18 protein-coding genes and 1 pseudogene are annotated in these 18,655 nt (G+C 48.5%); 12 read left to right on the top strand and 7 right to left on the bottom strand.

All coding sequences use genetic code 11. The features are described from left to right. The 3 genes and pseudogenes from BWI97_RS19380 to BWI97_RS19370 all read left to right on the top strand — a co-directional run. Positions 1–455, top strand: a 455-nt coding sequence (locus BWI97_RS19380; RefSeq protein ID WP_233207914.1) for a purine-nucleoside phosphorylase, incomplete at its 5' end; no start/stop codon positions are given. 179 nt (positions 456–634) lie between these two features. Next, positions 635–1,120, top strand: coding sequence for a hypothetical protein (locus tag BWI97_RS19375; RefSeq protein ID WP_102202404.1), 486 nt, complete (start codon positions 635–637; stop codon positions 1,118–1,120). 105 nt (positions 1,121–1,225) lie between these two features. Then, a pseudogene (locus BWI97_RS19370) lies at positions 1,226–2,517 on the top strand (Gfo/Idh/MocA family protein). 158 nt (positions 2,518–2,675) lie between these two features. Here the strand turns inward: BWI97_RS19370 and BWI97_RS19365 are convergent. Further along, positions 2,676–2,996, bottom strand: a complete 321-nt coding sequence (locus BWI97_RS19365) for an enzyme of heme biosynthesis (protein WP_102202403.1) — start codon at positions 2,994–2,996, stop codon at positions 2,676–2,678. Between the two features lie 117 nt (positions 2,997–3,113). Here BWI97_RS19365 and BWI97_RS19360 point away from each other — a divergent pair, with 117 nt between their 5' ends. The 8 genes from BWI97_RS19360 to BWI97_RS19325 all read left to right on the top strand — a co-directional run bounded on the left by BWI97_RS19360 (position 3,114) and on the right by BWI97_RS19325 (position 9,622). Then, positions 3,114–3,851, top strand: a complete 738-nt coding sequence (locus BWI97_RS19360) for an electron transfer flavoprotein subunit beta/FixA family protein (RefSeq protein ID WP_102202402.1) — start codon at positions 3,114–3,116, stop codon at positions 3,849–3,851. Positions 3,852–4,043: 192 nt separating this feature from the next. Continuing rightward, entirely contained in the window at positions 4,044–5,009 is a 966-nt protein-coding gene (locus BWI97_RS19355; RefSeq protein WP_102202401.1) for an electron transfer flavoprotein subunit alpha/FixB family protein, read from the top strand. Positions 5,010–5,132: 123 nt separating this feature from the next. Further along, entirely contained in the window at positions 5,133–5,735 is a 603-nt protein-coding gene (locus BWI97_RS19350; RefSeq protein WP_094816985.1) for a bifunctional nuclease family protein, read from the top strand. 114 nt (positions 5,736–5,849) lie between these two features. Next, a complete protein-coding gene (locus BWI97_RS19345) occupies positions 5,850–6,734 on the top strand; it encodes an ABC transporter permease (protein ID WP_094816984.1) in 885 nt (294 codons plus the stop codon). Positions 6,735–6,783: 49 nt separating this feature from the next. Beyond that, the gene (locus BWI97_RS19340; RefSeq protein ID WP_094816983.1) at positions 6,784–7,059 is read left to right on the top strand and encodes a DUF3098 domain-containing protein; all 276 of its coding nucleotides are present in this window, start codon (positions 6,784–6,786) and stop codon (positions 7,057–7,059) included. 96 nt (positions 7,060–7,155) lie between these two features. Beyond that, positions 7,156–7,950, top strand: coding sequence for an undecaprenyl-diphosphate phosphatase (locus tag BWI97_RS19335; protein WP_102202400.1), 795 nt, complete (start codon positions 7,156–7,158; stop codon positions 7,948–7,950). A 2-nt stretch (positions 7,951–7,952) separates the two neighbouring features. Further along, positions 7,953–8,672 (top strand): tRNA pseudouridine(55) synthase TruB, encoded by a 720-nt coding sequence (gene truB / locus BWI97_RS19330; protein ID WP_102202399.1) that lies wholly within the window; start codon positions 7,953–7,955, stop codon positions 8,670–8,672. A gap of 5 nt (positions 8,673–8,677) precedes the next feature. Beyond that, the gene (locus tag BWI97_RS19325) at positions 8,678–9,622 is read left to right on the top strand and encodes a bifunctional riboflavin kinase/FAD synthetase (protein WP_094816980.1); all 945 of its coding nucleotides are present in this window, start codon (positions 8,678–8,680) and stop codon (positions 9,620–9,622) included. 118 nt (positions 9,623–9,740) lie between these two features. Here the strand turns inward: BWI97_RS19325 and pheA are convergent, their stop codons facing one another. The 6 genes from pheA to BWI97_RS19295 all read right to left on the bottom strand — a co-directional run bounded on the left by pheA (position 9,741) and on the right by BWI97_RS19295 (position 16,200). After that, positions 9,741–10,817 (bottom strand): chorismate mutase, encoded by a 1,077-nt coding sequence (pheA, locus tag BWI97_RS19320; protein WP_176454351.1) that lies wholly within the window; start codon positions 10,815–10,817, stop codon positions 9,741–9,743. A 23-nt stretch (positions 10,818–10,840) separates the two neighbouring features. Further along, complete coding sequence (locus BWI97_RS19315) at positions 10,841–11,797, bottom strand: glycosyltransferase (RefSeq protein WP_102202398.1); 957 nt, start codon at positions 11,795–11,797, stop codon at positions 10,841–10,843. Positions 11,798–11,823: 26 nt separating this feature from the next. Further along, positions 11,824–12,336 (bottom strand): GNAT family N-acetyltransferase, encoded by a 513-nt coding sequence (locus BWI97_RS19310; protein ID WP_102202397.1) that lies wholly within the window; start codon positions 12,334–12,336, stop codon positions 11,824–11,826. Then, positions 12,336–13,073, bottom strand: coding sequence for a bifunctional 2-polyprenyl-6-hydroxyphenol methylase/3-demethylubiquinol 3-O-methyltransferase UbiG (locus tag BWI97_RS19305; protein WP_102202396.1), 738 nt, complete (start codon positions 13,071–13,073; stop codon positions 12,336–12,338). Before BWI97_RS19305 ends, BWI97_RS19310 begins: the two co-directional genes overlap by 1 nt. Positions 13,074–13,227: 154 nt before the next feature. Continuing rightward, positions 13,228–14,043 carry a phytanoyl-CoA dioxygenase family protein gene (locus BWI97_RS19300; RefSeq protein WP_199182041.1) on the bottom strand — a complete coding sequence of 272 codons (816 nt, stop codon included), beginning with the start codon at positions 14,041–14,043 and terminating at the stop codon, positions 13,228–13,230. A 258-nt stretch (positions 14,044–14,301) separates the two neighbouring features. Beyond that, entirely contained in the window at positions 14,302–16,200 is a 1,899-nt protein-coding gene (locus BWI97_RS19295) for a DNA topoisomerase IV subunit B (RefSeq protein ID WP_102202395.1), read from the bottom strand. 349 nt (positions 16,201–16,549) lie between these two features. Here BWI97_RS19295 and BWI97_RS19290 point away from each other — a divergent pair. Next, positions 16,550–18,655: SLBB domain-containing protein (locus BWI97_RS19290; protein WP_102202394.1), on the top strand; the 2,106-nt coding region annotated here is incomplete at its 3' end.

Raw genomic sequence — 18,655 nt, 5'->3', positions numbered from 1 at the left:
AGCGATCTGATGATCATCGACGACCACGTTGCTCTGTTCTACCCGAGAGTCCGTTGCGGGGCTTCAACCCACCGGAGTTCGGTCCCCGTTTCCCGGATATGAGTGCTCCTTACGATGCCGCGTGGATTCAGCAGGCGAAAACGATTCTCGAAGAACTGGGTCTGCCGCCGCATACGGGCGTCTACACCAGCGTACAGGGACCGCAACTCGAAAGCAAAGCCGAGTATCGTCTGTTGCGTCAACTGGGGTCGGACGCCGTGGGCATGAGTACCGTACCCGAAGTACTGGTGGCCCGGCAGATGGGCCTGCGGGTATTCGCCTGCTCCGTAATTACGGATTTGTGTATTCCGGAAACGTTGAAAGAAGCTAAACTCTCCGAAATACTGGCCGCCGCGGCGAAAGCGGAACCACATTTGAGTCAACTTTTCAAACGGTTGATTGAACAGATGGACTGAGTTGCAAAAATTAAGGTTTTGTCATTCCAACGCCAGTGGTTTGGATGGGGTCTTTTGTAGACTGGAAAAGTTCTGTAATACATGAAGCTCGCCTATACGTTAAAAACGCTCACGCAAGCTTTTAAAGGGACGGACTTTAAGCCAGACTCATGTACTCAACCACACAAACCTTTTTACGTATGAAGAACTGGTTCGGACTACTGATCTTATCTATCCTGTTTCTGGGTTGTCAATCCAAGGAGAATTTGCCTAAAGAAACGTATACTATATTTTCTAATCATTACATCGATCTTTGGGGCCCCGATACGCTCCGGGGTGGCTCGTTTTACATACTTGAGAAAGCTTCTACCTACGTAGCGTATTACAACGCTGACGATCGGGACTTAAGAAATTGCCCCGATTGTGGTTCTCCGGTTATTGCTTTTGAATTTGATCCGAGTCTTCTGTCCTTTCGTTATAGTACCGTCCGTGAGTTAAAAGCTGCCAACGTTACTTCAGGTTGGAATGGTGGGTTTAATGGTCCCTATGGCTACCGGGTTCAGTCTGGCACCATCACCGGCCAAAAGCAAGGTCTCCATCGATGGATCATTTCTATGGATCTGCCTGCGGATTCTTCTATTTACTTCAAAGGTTTCAAGAAAACGGCTGTGTATAAGGTACGGTAATGCCGCGTACAGAGGCTTAAAAAGTAAGTGGAGTCCCGCTCATCCAAACACTCTGCGTATATTTGACTCAAAGCCTCGGGCTTTCGTCTTATATCTCTAGCCTCTATGAACCGAAGAACTTTTCTGGAAAGCACGTCCAAAGCTTCCCTGGCCTTCTCGCTACGCCCCTGCTTTCGTCCTTTATCCGTACCGAAAAGTACAAGACCGCTCTCATCGGCTCGGGCTGGTGGGGGATGAATATTCTGCGTTGTGCCGTTCAGGCGGGGCAGTCGAAAGTGGTGGCTCTCTGCGATGTCGATACACGTCAGATCAAATCCGCCCAGCAGGAACTCAGCAAACTGACCAGCGATCAGCCCAAGGTCTACCGCGATTACCGCGAAATGCTGGCCAAGGAAAAACCAGAAATCGTGATTGTCGCCACCCCTGACCACTGGCATCCGCTGTGCTGTATTGCGGCGATCGAATCCGGGGCTCACGTGTACGTGGAGAAACCCATCGGACATACACTGATGGAGGGCCGGGCGATGGTCAACGCCGCCCGCAAGCACAACCGCGTCGTACAGGTCGGTACGCACCGGCGGGTTTCGCCCCACAACGTTTCCGGAATGGATTTTCTAAAATCCGGTAAAGCTGGCAAAGTGGGTATGGTACGGGCCTTCGTGCACTACGGCGGTGGCCCCGGCGAGAAAACGCCCGCCCAGGAGCCGCCGAAAGAACTCGACTGGGATTTCTGGTGCGGACCCGCCCCGCTCGGCGAGTATCACGCAAGTATGCATCCGAAAGGTTTCCGGTTACACCTCGATTACGCCAACGGGCAATTGGGCGACTGGGGTATCCACTGGCTCGACCAGATTCTATGGTGGAGCGAAGATCCCTTTCCAAAACAGGTGTACTCGACGGGTGGCCGGGCCATTCGTCGCGACGACACCAATGCTCCCGACCATCAGGTAGCCGTCTGGAAATTTGATGATTTTACGGTGGAATGGGAACACCGCCTGTTTGCCGGTAACGAAGCCGAAAAAGCCAATGTGGGCTGCTATTTCTACGGAACGGAAGGTACCTTCCACATGGGCTGGACGGACGGCTGGACGTTTTATCCATCGAACAAAAACAAACCCGTCATCCATCAGGACCCTTCCCTCGATTTACCCGATCAGCAGAATATCGCCGGACTCTGGCGTAATTTCCTCGATTGTATTTCCACGGGTAAACGCCCCGTTTGTGACATCGAAATCGGGCATCGCTCCACTAATATGGCCCTACTGGGTATGCTTTCCTATAAACTAGGCCGTAGCATTAACTGGGACGGCCAGAAAGAACTCGTCCTCAACGACGACGAAGCCAATAAACTACTCCGCCGCGATTACCGGGGGCAGTGGCAGTATCCTTCGGTTTAGTTGAGGGTTTCTAGTTGTTGGTTGTTTGTAGGGAGAGGTCGGTAGACATTATTATCATTGCAAGCCTAAATAGACACAGCTACGAACAACCAACCATTCAAACCAGTCCCTACAAGACCATTCACCATCAACTAAAAACCATCAACCAACAACTAAAATCACATTTCCCACTCATCCATCCAGCGTTGCAGGGCTCCTTTCAGTTCGCGTAAAGCGTGAAAGTCTTTCGCCTGCTCGGCCTGATGAATGCCTGCTTCATAAATCGCTTTGGCTTTTTCTTCCTCACCCGCCTCGGCCCAGAATTGCCCCGCGTGATAATACGTAGGCACGTATCCGGGGAAATCCTGTACTAATTTATCGTACCCCTCGCCTGCTTTCTCAGGGTCGGACTTCTGGTATTCGAGCGTTAAGGCATACCAGTTAAAGGGATCATTCGGTTCTTCTTCACAAAACGCCAGCAACTGTTCGAGTCGATTCATACATTCTTTCTTATAAATTAGTATGCTTGCATACGTTTATTCAAAAACAATTTTAACTTCGCATTCGATAGAATCGTGTTTGTTTCCTATCAAAACCTCTTTTATTACAAATAAGCTATGAAAATTCTGGTTTGTCTTAGTATCGTTCCGGATACGACAGCGAAAATATCGTTCACCGACGGTGACACCAAGCTGAATAAAACCGGCGTTCAATTTATTGCCGGACCTTACGACGATTACGCCCTGAGCCGGGCCGTTGATTTAAAAGAACAACTAGGTGGTACGGTAACCGTACTTAACGTAGGCGATGCCGACGGCGAACCCATCATCCGGAAGGCTCTCGCGGTTGGAGCCGATGACGCCATCCGCGTGAACGCCGAGCCCCGGGACGCCTATTTTGTGGCTGAACAAATTGCCGCCATCGCCCAGCGTGAATCCTATGACCTGATTCTCATGGGTCGCGAATCCATTGATTTCAACGGTGGTCAGGTACACGGCATTGTCGGCGAAATGCTAGGCTTGCCCTCCTATTCGCCCGTTATGAAACTGGAGATCACGGGCCATACCGCCCAGCTTACCCGAGAGATTGAAGGCGGCAAGGAACTACTAGAAGCTCCCCTTCCGCTGGTACTCGGTTGTCAGGAACCCATTGCCGAGTGGAAAATCCCTAATATGCGGGGCATTATGACGGCCCGTACCAAACCCCTCAACGTAGTGGAGCCTACGGGTCAGGATTCCCTGACGCAGGCCACCCGTTTCGAACTACCCCCAGCCAAAGGAGCCGTAAAAATGATTCCGGCGGCAGAAGCCGAAACGCTCATTACCTTACTTCGTACGGAAGCGAAGGTGCTGTAATTGGTTTTTTGGTTGATTGTTATTGGTTGTTCGTTGGGGTATTCGGTTTAGACGATCTTAATTACTTACAGTGATGTCATATTCAATAGGCTGCAAGACCAGGAACTACTCTTCGCCACCAGTCAATACCCAAATGGTTATCCATCAACAACAATCAACTAAACCTATCCTAAACGCTAAACATTCCTCCCTATGTCCGTCCTCATTTTTGCTGAATTAGATCAGGGCGAGGTTAAAGTGGCCTCCCTGGAAGCGTTATACTACGGGGCTAACGTAGCTCAAGAACTCCAGACCTCAGCTACGGCTCTGGTCATTGGTACCACGTCAGCAGACTTAGCTTCGCTGGGTCAGTATGGCGTCACGAAAGTGCTGCACGTCAGCGACGAAAAGCTCAATGCAGCGAATGCCCTGGCGTATGCCAGTGTACTGGCCGCTGCCGTCGAGTTAGAACAGGCGTCCGTCATTGTCATTGCCAAATCGTCGTTAGGAGATACGCTGGCGGCTCGTTCGGCGGGTAAACTCAAAGCGGGCCTGGTATCAAACGTTACCGAATTGCCCGATACGAGTAATGGATTCCGGGTAAAACATAGCATTTACACGGGGAAAGCCTTTGCCATTACCGAAATGCGGGAGGGCCGAAAAATCCTGACGCTTAAGAAAAACGTCGTTTCCCCCGAATTAAGTCAGGCTACGGCCAGCGTCGAAAGTTTTAGCCCTTCGATTCCGGAAACTGATTTTGTAGCGAAGGTTATTCAAACCGAAAAGGCGACCGGAGAAATTTCGCTTTCGGATGCGGACATTATTGTTTCCGGGGGTCGCGGGATGAAAGGACCTGAGCACTGGAAACCCCTCGAAGAACTAGCCGAAGCTTTGCACGCGGCAACCGGCTGTTCCAAACCCGTATCTGACCTGGACTGGCGACCGCACCACGAGCATATTGGGCAAACGGGCCTGAAAGTCAGCCCGAACGTCTACATTGCCTGTGGTATTTCCGGAGCCATTCAGCACCTGGCCGGGGTCAATGGTTCGAAAGTAATTGTCGTGATTAATAAGGATCCGGAAGCCCCTTTCTTCAAAGCTGCCGATTATGGCATCGTGGGTGACGTTTTTGACATACTCCCCCGCCTGACAAAAGCGGCCCGAGAACAATTGGTATAGTCTTTTCGTTAGCATTCTGGTAGTCCTTTTAGGGCTTTGTCGGGTAATAAGGCTCGTCCGGTTTCCAAAACTCGACGGGTCTTCTTACTTTTGCCTACCTTTCTAAATAGAGGTCGTATACCAGTGGAAAAAATCAAGTTAGAGATTTTAGGTCTTTCTCCGAGTCAGTCACAGACCGGATCATTTGCGTTGATATTGGGCGAAGAATTCGGAAACCGCCGATTACCCATCATCATCGGTATGTTTGAAGCTCAGGCGATCGCCATAGAAATTGAGAAAATTACGCCTAACCGACCCATGACGCACGATTTGTTCAAGTCGTTTGCTCAGGGCTTTCACTATAAAGTCACGGAAATTGTCATTTCGGATTTGCGGGAAGGTATTTTCTTTGCTCAGATTGTTTGCACCGATGGACTGAAAGAACGCGTAATCGACGCCCGCCCTTCGGATGCCATTGCCATTGGCCTGCGATTCAACGTTCCCATTTATACCTTCGAAAACTTACTGTCAGAAGCGGGCATCGTGGCCAACGAAGGCAGTAGTAGCGAACGTTCTTCTGAATCAGCGGCTCCTTCCAGTACCGGTAGCAGCAAATCCAAGCCCTTCCCCGATCAACTGAAGGATAATTCCATGGAAGATTTGCAGCGTATGCTTGATCAGGCTCTTAGCAATGAGGAGTACGAAAAAGCCGCTCAGATTCGGGATGAAATCAGTCGGCGTAACTAAGAGCAGTAAAGTATTCGTTCTTTACGCTTCGCGGGTTCCGTTAAAATCCCTTAAATTCTCTGTTTCGCTGCTCTTCGTATTCGGAAAGCTCTATTTTTGTACTGATTGTTTCGTATGGCCACTACTCAACGACGAAAGAAATACTTACCCAATCTGACCGTTACTGTCAGTCTCACGATTGCCCTATTTCTAATGGGTTTATGTGGTTTATTGACGGTGATGGGACGAAAGTTGTCAGAGGTAGTCAAACAGAATATCGAAGTTCAGGTATACCTGAACAAGGATCTGACCAATGATCAGGCGGAACAAATTCGGCGAACCATCGTAGCAAAGCCTTACGTAGCCACCCGCGAGGGAAAACCTCAGGTAACGTACGTATCCAAGGAAGAAGCCGCCGAAAAGTTTATTAAAGATACGGGTGAAAACTTCAAAGATTTCCTCGGTGAAAACCCATTACGGGACGGCGTTTTTATCAAAATCCAGGAAGATTACTTTTCTGAAGCTGGACTGAAACAAATCAAGCAGGACCTTCAGAAAATTCCGGGGGTATTTGAAGCTACGTACGTAGAGAACTTTGTTGAAGATGTGAATAAAAACATCACCAAAATCTACCTCGTACTCTCCGTCTTTGTGGTTTTATTGCTGATTATCATTGTAGTACTAGTGAATAATACCATTAAATTAGCCCTGTATTCCCAGCGATTTACCATTCGCAGTATGCAGTTGGTTGGGGCGACAAACGGATTTATTCGGAAGCCCTTTTTGTACCGGGGTATTGTTCAGGGGCTATTAAGTGCTCTGTTTGCCTGCGGCTTACTGGCGGTCATCGTCAATCTGGGTTTCAAATACATTGATGGCATTTACCTACTTCTGGGTGACTGGAAAAAGCTAGCTACCTTAGCCGTATCACTAGCCTTCATAGGAATGCTCATTGGATTTATTAGTACCTTTCAATCGGTGGAACGGTATTTACGTTCTTCCATAGATCGGTTGTATTGAGTGATTTTTCATACGTCTGGCCCGTGTGGCTCATAACTAATTTTAACTTATGGCAACAGAAACGAAAGTAGCTCCCAGTGTGAATCCTTACACGACTCCCGCTACGCCCGTAAGCCCCGCTCCTGCTCAGGCCATGCCTTTTCAACGGAGCAATTACCTGTGGATGATCATTGGCGTAGTGACCATTCTGGTCGGCTTTTTGATTATGAATATGGATAAAGAGCCTTTTGGTTTTGGTTTTATGGGCCTGACGCTCGGACCGCTGGTTGTAGTGGTGGGTTATATCATTGAGTTTTACGCTATTCTGCAGAAACCTAAAGCTTAAGTTTTTCTTAGAATTAACTTTTCGGTACTAGGAGCCCCGTGTTCCTAGTACTTTTCTTTAGTATCTTTCCGCCCTTTCCCATCAATCAACCTGTTCATGTCCATTCTTCACGCCATTATTCTGGCCATTATTGAAGGTCTTACTGAATTTCTTCCCATTTCTTCAACCGGACACATGATTCTGTACTCTTCCTTCGCCGGAATTGCTTCAGAACCGTTCGTGAAACTCTTTACCGTTGCGATTCAGTTTGGGGCCATTTTATCGGTACTGGTGTTGTATATCAAGCGTTTTTTCCGGAGTATTCAGTTTTATATCAAGCTTTTCGTCGCCTTTATTCCGGCAGCCGTATTTGGACTTTTACTTAGTGATGTCATTGACAGTCTGCTGGAAAGTGCCATGGGGGTAGCCGTTTCCTTACTCATTGGCGGGATCATCCTGCTGTTTGTAGACAAATGGTTTAACCGGCCCCGCATCGATGATTCGGAAGATATTGACCTTTGGAATGCCTTTAAAATTGGTCTTTTCCAGTGTATCGCCATGATTCCCGGCGTATCCCGTTCAGGAGCTTCCATCGTGGGCGGTATGAGTCAGGGCATTAGTCGGAAAGCCGCCGCTGAATTTTCGTTCTTTCTGGCAGTACCTACCATGTTTGCTGCCACCGGTAAGAAAATGCTGGATTACTTTATGGATGGCAACACGCTGACCACCGAACAATGGAAGCTATTTGCCATCGGAAATGTGGTTGCGTTTATCGTCGCCATGCTGGCCATTCGCTTTTTCATTAGCTTTTTAACGAAGTACGGCTTTAAAGTTTTCGGTTGGTACCGAATCATTATGGGATTAATCATCATTGGCTTACTGCTGAGCGGTATGCAAATGGAAGTAGTGTAACAATGACGAATGAAACAACAGAACCGGTTGCTGATTCCGGCGAAGTCCTATTGATTGATAAGCCTCTGGGCTGGACTTCCTTTGCGGTGGTAAAGAAGCTGAAGTGGGCAGCCCAATACAAGAAAATTGGTCACGCCGGTACACTCGATCCCCTGGCTACGGGCCTGCTGATCTGCTGTACCGGAAAGATGACCAAGCAGATTGAAAGTTATCAGGCGGCCGAAAAAGAATATACGGGTACGTTTGTGCTGGGTAAAACGACGCCTTCGGTGGATTTGGAAACGCCATTCGACGCGGAATATCCCATCGAACACATTACAGCCCAGATCCTGGAATCGGCCCGGCAGGCATTGACCGGAGCCATTTCCCAAACCCCTCCAATTTTTTCAGCGGTTAAGGTGGATGGGAAGCGAGCCTATGAGCTGGCTCGTAGCGGACAGGAAGCAGAAATTAAATCCAAAATTATTACTGTATCGACCTTTGAGATTGATCAGAGCCGATTTCCTGAACTGGATTTTCGGATTGTCTGTTCCAAAGGCACGTATATCCGTAGTCTGGTCCGGGATTTCGGCGTACGCTGTCAGTCTGGAGCGTATTTAAAAAGTCTGCGTCGTACCCGCATTGGGGATTTCAACGTCGCGGACGCGGTCTCCCTCGAGCAGTTCGTGGAGACACACCGCCCCGGTAGCACGCTGTACGAACCCCGCATCAGACCCCTTTAAAATCTATGCAAGTACATCATGGCATTGAGCACTTTCGGAGACTTTCGAACGCCGTAGTGACAAGTGGGACATTCGATGGCGTGCATCTAGGCCATCAGAAAATATTACAGCGGTTGATTGAATCAGCCCGACAGTCGCAGGGTGAATCGGTGGTCCTTACGTTTTGGCCCCATCCCCGTACGGTCGTTGCGGCCGACAGTGCCGATCTGAAATTGCTGAATACGCTCGAAGAGAAGATTGAATCGCTGGCGGCATCGGGTATCGATCACTTAGTCGTGATTCCCTTTAATCGGGATTTTTCGCTACTCACCTCGGACGAATTCATTCGTAACATCCTTATTGCTACCATCGGTACCAAACGCCTCGTCATTGGGTACGACCACCGTTTTGGGCGGAATCGCGAAGGGGGTTTCGACTACTTACAGGCTCACGCTCATGAATACGGATTTACGGTCGAAGAAATTCCTAGCCAGGATGTGGAGCATCTGGCCGTTAGTTCAACTCGCATTCGACAGGCCTTACTTTCGGGCGACGTAGGTACCGCCGCCAACTTCCTGGGCCGTCCCTATACGCTGAGTGGTACGGTTGTCAAAGGCCGGCAGCTGGGTCGGCAACTGGGCTACCCTACGGCCAACCTGGAATTACCTGAATCCTACAAATTAGTACCCGCGGATGGCGTATATGCCGTTCGCGTACGCTGGCGAAACGACTGGTACGGCGGCATGCTCAGCATCGGTACGAATCCAACCGTAGAAGGAACGATTCGAACCATTGAGGTGAATATCTTCGATTTTGATCAGGAAATTTACGGGGAAAAGCTCACGCTTGAATTCGTAGCCTGGTTACGGGGGCAGGTGAAATACGAAGGCCTGGAACCCCTTATCACCCAAATCGGACAGGATAAGGTTGATTCGCTGGCGATTTTGCACAGCCATTCCTATACCAAGTAAGGGTTAAAAGACGACGTCTTACCGCTGTCTTTACATTCAGATTTCAAAGCAAATCGCCCGAACGTTAGGAACGTTCGGGCGATTTGCTTTTTTGTTATTATTGAATGGCTTGGGTCTGCTAATCTACCAGCTTTACGTAGCTACCCAGCCACTTGATTTCGGATTGAATCTGCCGAAAAATCTTTTGCACTTTGTCGTCTTTCGCGTGTCCTTCAAATTCCATCAGGAACCAGAAGCCAAACCGATCCCCCTGCCGACTGGGATGACTCGCCAGTTTCGTTAGGTTGATGTCGTACACCTCAAACTCCCGCAGGAATCGCGAAAGCGTACCCGATTTATCCGAATTCGGAAACTGTACAATTACCGTCGTTTTATCATTTCCCGAAGGCATGGTATCGAATTCTTTGGCCAGAATCAAAAAACGGGTACGGTTAACAATAGAATCCTGGATGTTATTAAACAAAACGGGTACGCCATAAATCTTTCCGGCAATGTCCGAGCAGATCGCAGCAGCGTAAGGATCTTCCGATGCCATTTTGGCAGCTTTGGATGTTGATTCCACCGGGATAATCTCTACTGAATACCCGCTGAAATAGTCATCCAGGAATCGCTTACACTGCCGGAACCCAATATCCTTGGAATAAATTCGCTGAATTTCGCTCAGCTTTTCGGCCTTCGTAGCGAATGCAAAGTGAATCGGCTTCACGATTTCCGCCGCAATACGCACGTCTTTTTCGTTGAGGTTATCAACGGTTTCGAAGACTAAGCCTTCCTGGTTGTTTTCAATGGGAACAATGCCAAATTTCGCCCGTCCCGTCTCTACGGATTCGAATACGGATCGAATTGTGGGCAAAGCGTCATACTCACTCATGGCCCCGAACCGGGATTCGGCGGCCTGGTGGGTAAAACTTCCTTCGGGCCCCAGGTACGCAATTCGCTCGGGCAATTCGATATTACGAGCAACGGCAAAAATTTCCTGAAAAATGGCTTCGATGGCATCCGAACGCAGCAAGCCATCGGATTGATGGGCCAGCCGGTCTACAATAGCCTTCTCCCGCTCGGGGCGGTAAATCAGGGCCTGCGATGATCGTTTGAGTTCACCAACCTGCTGCACAACGTTCATCCGGGCATTCATCAGAACCAGCAACTGATTGTCGATGGCATCAATCTGATTCCGTAATTCTTCTAAAGTCACAGTACATGAGGGTTTATTCGGTCTTACTTCAAGCCACGTAGCTTCCGGGAAATGTCGAGCTGCCGTTTCGTTAGGATTTTTTCCTTGAACAAATTCGTCCATGGTTTCCGATACGTTGCCGGATCGTACTTTACCGCTCGCATCGTATAGCGTAACCGCGGCCAGAACTTTGACTCGAAATCTACGGTATCGGGCAATAACCAGTAAAATTCGGCCATCGTTTTCTTAAACCGTTCCGAAAACTGGTAGCCGGTTTCGCGGTCCAGATGTTCATACATATTAATCCGGTTCAACAAAAAGTGGGCTTCCCAACGGTGATCGGTATTGCTTTGCCCTCCGCTATGCTTGCGGTATACGGACATCACTTCATCCATATAACCAGCCGGGCCGCGTTGCGTCATCAGAATATTCAGTGGAATATCTCCACTCTTCGATTCCACCATCCAGGCGGGCAGTTTGGGCAAAAAGGTTTTCCGCAGTACGATACTGGCCGTAGCCATAAACCAGGTTTCCTTGTTACCGATGAGGTCATCGACCGTTACCACTTTCTTCTGCGTATGGTCGTTGAGCAGGTACGCCGGGGCACTCCCATCCTGATAACGAACTTCCGCGTTGTGGAAACTCATTGAGAATTCCGGGTGCTGATCCAGAAAATCTACCTGTTTCTGTAGCTTCAGCGGGTTGGTCCAGAAGTCGTCTCCTTCGCACAGAGCCAGGTATTCCCCCTGACAGGCATCGTACGTATCAATAAAATTGTAGATCGCTCCGCGATTGGTTTGATTCAGTAACAGCCGGATTTTATCCGGATAGCGTTGCTGATATTCCTTTAATACCTCCTGCGTGTTGTCTTTGGAGGCGTCATCGCCCACCACGATTTCAAACTCAAAGTTGGTTTTCTGAGCTAAGAAACTATCCAGGGCCTCCGCAATAAAAGGGCCGTGGTTATAGGTAATGCAATAAACACTAAGCTTGGGCTTCATAGAAAAAAAGTCATGAGTGAACAGAATCAGCGACTCTGAAACTCATTGCGAAGAAGGCTCATACCCATCACATCCGTAAATTGACCATTCTTGAACAGGGCCTTTCGGTACAGACCTTCCTGTTGGAAACCGAAGGACTCGTACAGGCGAATGGCCCGATCATTCTCGGGAAGTACCGTCAGATAGATCCGATGTAAATTTAAATCATTGAATCCGTGACGAAGGATCTCTTCCGTAGCTAAGCGTCCAATGCCTTTCGACTGATGATTTTTTTCACCAATCATAATGCTGTACTCCGCCTGCTGGTTGACCCGGTCTATTTGGGTTAACTGAACGGTACCTATCAGCGTGGCGTCGTCCACAATAGCCAGTCGCACGGCCTGATCACGGTGCTGCTGATAATAAGCAAACCAGTTCCGGTCAGCCTCCAGGCCAATGTACCGAAACTGGTTTGTTAGATACTGCATTACCTCCGGATCGTTTCGCCAGCGATTGATGGACGGAACGTCTTCGATGATGATTTCTCTGAACTGAATCATTATTTATTTTCAGCCACTACGTACACACTGCTGCACAGATCCGGATATACCATACCCAGTTGGAAACAGCCTTCCATGTATTTGTCATCGATGATACCCGCTTCGAGGGCTTTATCCAACTGGAAGTTTGCCAAGCCTTTGAAGAAGATACCACCCCGGTGCACGACGCTCAAGCCCGCTTCCAGTACATCTTTTTCGAGGGTATCGAGTGAATACGTAATGCGGTGACCGTGCTTTACGTCAGCGGGCGTCAAAGCGGCATTGTGCGTCAGGAAGCCCATTTTCACGGCAATCTGGCGAGAGCCCGCGTTGGCGTTGGGTACAATCAGGAACAGACGTCCCGTTGGAGTGAGGAACTGACGTACGCGAGCCATGATTTCAACCGGATTAATCAGATGTTCCAGTACGTGCATGATGAAAATGGCATCGTACTTTTCATCCGATTCAAATGTTTCAAAAAGTCCGTTGATGAACTTTACTTTATCGCCTACCCGACCTTTGGTAATTGCCAGAAACTCCTCAGCGGCGTCTACTACCGTCAGATCATCGAAACGCTTGGCAAGAATGCTGGTAAACTCGCCGTACATGCAACCCAATTCCAAGGCCTTTCCTTCCCGCATGAATGGTTCCAGGGTACGCATCATATAATGACGCATCCGGCGGTCAAATTCATAATCGTCGTAATCGGCAGTGATTTTATTCAGGTTTTCGTACTCAGCCTGCAGCGTCTGATCCATAATCGTTGGTTGAATTGTTTAAATGAGAAACCCTTTCCAGCAGTTGCTGGAAAGGGATTGGGTTTATTTTACTTCCGTATGTGGATCCGTCGGCCTTTTCAAAAAGAGCACTTACGGATGATTCACTTCTGAATTGGCCTGCAATTTAATGCAATTAACCTTGTCCCGGAATATATAAGCGTTTTTCTGGTACCTGATACCATTCATCCAGGTCGGCAGGTACGCGGGAGTTATAGCCCAGCAACTGTTTCACCAGCGGTGAGAAAGTAGCCGTACGCTCGTAACCGAAGTAGCGTGAGTAGTCAAACTGAGGTTTGAAGAAAGGCTTGGTAAACATCGGCGTCAAACCACGACGAATCTGATCGGTCTGGTTGGTACCAGCGGCGTGCCATACGTTCGAGTTGAACAAAACGATACTACCTTTTTTCGCTACCGCCTGTTCAGCTACGGCAAAGAATTGTTCGTCCGAAGGCTTTTCGGCGTATTTGTGGGAACCGCTCATGAACCAGGTCGCTCCGTTTTCGGGCGTAAAGTCGTCGAGCATCACCAGCATATTCAGCATCAGATGCAAATCACCGCTCCAGGTACGAATATCGCGGTGTACATTTCCTACGTAGGAAGAGGTTTCAGCCTTGAAGTTCATAACGCCCCCGAACGAGTTGAGGATGTATGGACCGTTATCAAAATAGGCCGTCATGTACTCGTGCAGAGGCATCTGCTCGAGGAACTTCATGAACGCCCCTTCAAAAACTACCAGATGGTGCGAGGTTCCGGCCGTACGGTTAACAACGCCATTTTTAATCTGAATCTGACGGCACTCTTCCGTCGCTATATCCTGAGCTTTGATGAGCTCTTCACGGAAGTCATCTTCCAGTACTTCATTAAAAATTACCCAGCCCTTGGTGTCCATTTCTGACCGAAAGGTATCCAGGTCCATAAGCTTGGGTTCTGTAGCTAATGCATTGTCCATGACAGATTGGATTTGGTTTTCGCAAAGATAAACGGGATCAATCGTTGGAGGGGTGCCACAAAGTCATCCCATTAAAAAATAATTATCAGTTTTTTAATGACCAGCTGAGTATAAAGACTCTGCTTCGGCCCGTTCCTGGTACCAATCTCCGCGAATTTTAGCTCGTTCATGCTTGCTACTAAACTTCAATGGAATGCGGTTTGTTTCGGAAAAACAAAAACGCTGATGAGGAGGTTCTCATCAGGCGTTGAACATTAGTTAGGCTACTTCCAATATCTCCTCGACATCATCTTTTTCGATGATGAGGTTATCAATAATGAACCGCTGACGGTCGGGCGTGTTTTTACCCATGTAATAGCTTAACAACTTTGGAATCGTCGATTCTTTTTCCAGGATCACCGGTTCCAAACGCATGTCTTCGCCAATGAACTTTCCAAATTCATCGGGAGAAATTTCACCCAGGCCTTTAAATCGGGTGATCTCTACTTTACGTCCATTCGTAGAAAGCCGGGCTATCGCTTTCTGCTTCTCCTCTTCCGAGTAACAGTAAATGGTATCCTCGTGCTTTTTCGGATTCCGTACCCGGAACAGAGGCGTTTCCAAAATGTACAGGTGACCATTCCGTACAATGTCAGGGAAGAATTGCAGGAAGAACGTCAGCAACAACAAACGGATGTGCATCCCATCCACGTCGGCATCGGTAGCAATGACGATTCGGTTAAACCGAAGCGTATCCAGACCGGCTTCGATGTCCAACGCGTGTTGCAGCAGATTAAACTCTTCGTTTTCGTACACAATCTTCTTGGTCAGTCCGAAGCAGTTCAGCGGCTTTCCGCGAAGACTGAATACGGCCTGTGTCTGTACATTTCGGGACTTTGTAATGGAACCCGATGCTGAATCCCCTTCCGTAATGAACAGGGTCGTTTCCAGCCGGTCTTCGGCTTTGGCATCCGGCAGGTGAATACGGCAGTCGCGTAATTTCTTGTTGTGAACGCTGGCTTTTTTAGCCCGGTCATTCGCCAGCTTTTTGATTCCGGCAATTTCCTTCCGTTCCCGTTCCGACTGCTCGATGCGTTTTTTCATCGCCTCAGCAACCGCCGGATTTTTATGGAGGAAGTTGTCCAGTTCCGTTTTTAAAAAGTCAACGACGTGGCCGCGTACAGTTGGCGAGCTGGTATCCGGCGACATATTCGTCGAACCCAGTTTCGTCTTCGTCTGCGATTCGAATACGGGTTCCTGTACCCGCAGGGAGACGGCCGCGGAGATACTGGCCCGGATGTCTTCGGGAGCGTAATCTTTCTTGAAAAATTCGCGGGCGGTCTTGACTACGGCTTCTTTAAAAGCCGCCAGGTGCGTACCCCCCATGGTCGTATTCTGACCGTTCACAAACGAATAGTATTCCTCGCCATATTGATTGCCGTGCGTCATGGCAATCTCAATATCATTTCCTTTCAGGTGGATGATGGGATACCGAATACTATCGGGATCCGTCTTGCGTTCGAGCAAATCCAGCAGCCCCCGCTGGGCTATGTACTTTTGGCCGTTAAACTGGATCGTAAGCCCAGCATTCAGGTACGCATAGTTCCAGATCTGGTTTTCCAGATACTGCGGAATGAAGTGGTAATTTTTAAATACCGTATTATCCGGCTCAAACACTACGTGCGTACCGTTCCGTTCCTTGGTTTCAATGGTGCCTTTGGACTGACGCACGAGTTCGCCCTTCGAGAATTCGGCCCACTTGGCCTGACCATCCCGTACCGACTGAACCCGGAAAAAGGCCGAAAGAGCGTTCACAGCTTTCGTACCAACCCCGTTCAACCCTACTGATTTCTGGAAGGCTCCGGAGTCGTATTTTCCACCCGTATTAATTTTAGAAACTACGTCGATGACCTTCCCCAACGGTATGCCCCGACCGTAGTCACGTACCTCCACGCGGTGTTCAGCAATCTTTACTTCAATCGTTTTGCCGAATCCCATGACGTGTTCGTCAATACAGTTGTCAATGACTTCTTTTACAAGTACGTAAATCCCGTCATCCGCCGAAGAACCGTCGCCCAGTTTCCCAATATACATCCCCGGACGCAGGCGAATATGCTCTTTCCAGTCCAGCGAACGGATACTATCTTCGGTGTAATCTGTTAATTTTTGTTCTGCCATGAGTCAATTTTTCAACCATTCAATCGTTCATCAAAAATAAGATTTGTTCAATTTCCATCATAGGAAAAATCGTATTTTAGGCAAATGTTAATTCTATGAATGGTAGCTGAATTTAGGAATTTAGTGCTTTACTTTGTGGGCTTGAAGTGATTTTTGATCACTACTTCAGTGTAAACTGTTTAGATATCAGGTGAATTTCCGAGTCCAGCCCTTCCGGGAAAAAATCAATTTTAACCAAAAGAGAATCGAAATGTTGCCCTTTGTTCGGCCTAGCGTCTTTAGAACTTTTCTTTTTGTCCCACTCCTTCAATCTCTATCGACTCTGAAACTAACGCTTTTTTCTGGCTTTTTGCTGTTCACTCAGCTTGCGTGGGCTCAGTTCCCCCAGTTACCATATCCCCCGTCCAGCTTACCTGCTAATTTTCCCATACAGCAGCAGCAACAGCCTACGCTGGTTAATCCAGGGAATACCAATCAGGTAGACAATGCCCAGCAACGGCAGTACATCCAGGACCAGCGAGCAAAAGCTCGTGAGGACTCCGTGCGTCTGTTACGAGCCAATACCGAAGAGCCCGGTACGAAAGAACAAAAAATCAAAATTTTTGGTGCCGATATTTTCTCAAATAAAAGTCTGGATATTGCTCCCATTACCAATATTCCGACGCCCAAAGGTTACATCTTAGGTGCTGGTGATCAGTTGATCATCAATGTGTACGGTGATCTGTACCGCGATATCAATATTCAGAAAACCATTACCCCCGAAGGGATTTTACAACTGGAACAGGTAGGACCTATCTTCGTAAATGGTCTGACGATTGAAGCCGCCACGGAGCGGATTCGGACGAAGCTTGCCCGCATTTATCCGATTGGCCGCGGTATGGACATGAGTATCCGTATTGGTAACATCCGTAGTATTCGGGTTAACTTCATCGGAGAAGTCGTGAATCCGGGCACGTATAATCTTCCTTCGCTGGCTACGGTTATGAACGCCCTGTATTTCTCGGGTGGCCCAACGGCTTCGGGTTCTTTCCGTACCATCAATCTGATTCGCCGTAACCGTTCCGGTCAGGATACCGTATTCCGGACCATCGATTTGTACAAATACCTGACGAAAGGTTTGCGGATGAGCGACATCAGTCTGAAAGATGACGATGTCATTCAAATCCCCCCCTACCGTTCACGCATAGAACTTACTACAGGGGTAAAGAAGACGGGTTATTTCGAATTGTTACCCGGCGAAAAACTCGGCGATTTGATTGCGTATGCCGGTGGTCTGGTCGAAGACGCATACCGTCCTACGATTACGATTCAACGCATTACGCCCAATGGCCGTAAGTTTATCGATGTACGCGAAGAAGAAATGAATACGTTCGTAGTAATGAATGGTGACCGTGTAGGCATCAATCGTGTGCCCGAACGCGAAGAAAACATGGTAGTAGTTAATGGAGCCGTGTATATGCCCGGCTCTTATCCGCTGGACCGTAACCCAACGGTGAAAGACCTGATTAGCCGGGCTGAAGGACCCAGACGTGATGCATTCCTGGGTCGTGCGGCCATCCACCGTCAGAAAGATGATTTGACGGAAGAACTGATCCCCGTAAACCTGACCCGCATTCTCAACGGAAAAGATACCAACGTGGTACTTAAACCACTGGATCGCCTGGAAGTATCCAGCGTAACCCAGCTGCGGGAAGGTATGACGGTACGGATTTTAGGTGAAGTGAATACCCCTAAAGGTGACTCGCTGGAAAATAACGGTTACTATCCCTGGTTTGAAGGCATGACCGTTGAAGATCTTATCATTACGGCAGGTAACTTACGGGCTTCTGCCTCTCCGAATCACATTGAGGTAATTCGTCCCAAACGCCTGGATTCCGATGATCCAAAACTCATCAACTCGACGCTGGCGGAAACCTTTACCCTGGCAATTAGCCGTGACCTGCGTCTGACGGAAGAAGCTTCCAAGTTCCAGCTGAAACCCTATGACGTGGTATATGTGCGGGCTTCTCCCAACTTCGAAAACAACCAGGCAGCGAGAGTCGAAGGTCAGGTACGCACGCCGGGTGATTACGGTCTGGTCGATCGCGACGAACGTATTTCGGATCTGATCAAACGCTCCGGTGGTTTAACCGCCTATGCCTACGTGGAAGGAGCTTCACTGATTCGTAGAACCAAGCTTACGAAAGCAGAAATTGACCAGCAGCAGAAGACCTTGAATACCATCAGTAACGATGGTCGGAAATCTGCTCTGCAAGCCGATGTAGTAGCCGAAAATAAAGAAGAAGCCATCGGTATTGATCTGAAGAAAATCCTGGAAAAACCGCATACGGATATTGACTTGATTCTTCAGGATGGTGATTTACTAACGGTTCCGAAGTTTAACCCAACGATTAAAATTGAAGGTGAAGTACAGTTACCTACGACCACCCGTTATACGAAAATGTGGCGTGGTGAG

The organism is Siphonobacter sp. BAB-5405 (genome assembly GCF_002872335.1).
GTDB lineage: Bacteria > Bacteroidota > Bacteroidia > Cytophagales > Spirosomataceae > Siphonobacter.
This window is presented reverse-complemented; position numbering and strand designations above follow the sequence as displayed.

What these genes read in the sequence shown, in the direction of transcription:
- BWI97_RS19360 (WP_102202402.1), top strand. Translation starts at nt 3,114, where the DNA reads ATGAAAATTCTGGTTTGTCTTAGTATCGTTCCGGATACGACAGCGAAA.
- BWI97_RS19335 (WP_102202400.1), top strand. Translation starts at nt 7,156, where the DNA reads ATGTCCATTCTTCACGCCATTATTCTGGCCATTATTGAAGGTCTTACT.
- BWI97_RS19355 (WP_102202401.1), top strand. Translation starts at nt 4,044, where the DNA reads ATGTCCGTCCTCATTTTTGCTGAATTAGATCAGGGCGAGGTTAAAGTG.
- BWI97_RS19345 (WP_094816984.1), top strand. Translation starts at nt 5,850, where the DNA reads ATGGCCACTACTCAACGACGAAAGAAATACTTACCCAATCTGACCGTT.
- BWI97_RS19365 (WP_102202403.1), bottom strand. Translation starts at nt 2,996, where the DNA reads ATGAATCGACTCGAACAGTTGCTGGCGTTTTGTGAAGAAGAACCGAAT.
- BWI97_RS19305 (WP_102202396.1), bottom strand. Translation starts at nt 13,073, where the DNA reads ATGGATCAGACGCTGCAGGCTGAGTACGAAAACCTGAATAAAATCACT.
- BWI97_RS19315 (WP_102202398.1), bottom strand. Translation starts at nt 11,797, where the DNA reads ATGAAGCCCAAGCTTAGTGTTTATTGCATTACCTATAACCACGGCCCT.
- BWI97_RS19340 (WP_094816983.1), top strand. Translation starts at nt 6,784, where the DNA reads ATGGCAACAGAAACGAAAGTAGCTCCCAGTGTGAATCCTTACACGACT.
- truB (WP_102202399.1), top strand. Translation starts at nt 7,953, where the DNA reads ATGACGAATGAAACAACAGAACCGGTTGCTGATTCCGGCGAAGTCCTA.
- BWI97_RS19295 (WP_102202395.1), bottom strand. Translation starts at nt 16,200, where the DNA reads ATGGCAGAACAAAAATTAACAGATTACACCGAAGATAGTATCCGTTCG.
- BWI97_RS19300 (WP_199182041.1), bottom strand. Translation starts at nt 14,043, where the DNA reads ATGGACAATGCATTAGCTACAGAACCCAAGCTTATGGACCTGGATACC.
- BWI97_RS19325 (WP_094816980.1), top strand. Translation starts at nt 8,678, where the DNA reads ATGCAAGTACATCATGGCATTGAGCACTTTCGGAGACTTTCGAACGCC.
- BWI97_RS19310 (WP_102202397.1), bottom strand. Translation starts at nt 12,336, where the DNA reads ATGATTCAGTTCAGAGAAATCATCATCGAAGACGTTCCGTCCATCAAT.
- BWI97_RS19375 (WP_102202404.1), top strand. Translation starts at nt 635, where the DNA reads ATGAAGAACTGGTTCGGACTACTGATCTTATCTATCCTGTTTCTGGGT.